This window comes from Chryseobacterium sp. BGARF1, from assembly GCF_001677955.1.
Classification (GTDB): Bacteria; Bacteroidota; Bacteroidia; order Flavobacteriales; family Weeksellaceae; genus Chryseobacterium.
The window spans coordinates 1-256 of record NZ_LELA01000196.1; the positions used below are offsets into that span (position 1 = coordinate 1).

Sequence of the window (256 nt, forward strand, 5' to 3'; positions counted from 1 at the left end):
CGCACTCAGAAGACTGGATTCTCTACCCAAAAAACCTCTCCAGGCAGCTTTCTTTGGATGAAGTTGCCCTTTCTGATGGAGAACTTTATACCGTTCTCACTTCCAAAAAAGCAAAAGGTAGAAAAGGAAGTATTGTAGCGATTATTAAAGGAACGAAAAGTGATATCATTATAAAACATCTTTCAAAAATAAGTAGCAAACTTCGGAAAAAAGCAAAAGAAATCACTCTGGATATGGCCGGTTCTATGAAACTCAT

1 pseudogene is annotated in these 256 nt (G+C 37.1%); it reads left to right on the plus strand.

From position 1 onward, the window contains the following. Window positions 1-256 (plus strand): annotated as a pseudogene (locus AB671_RS21535) (DDE transposase); the annotation flags it as partial.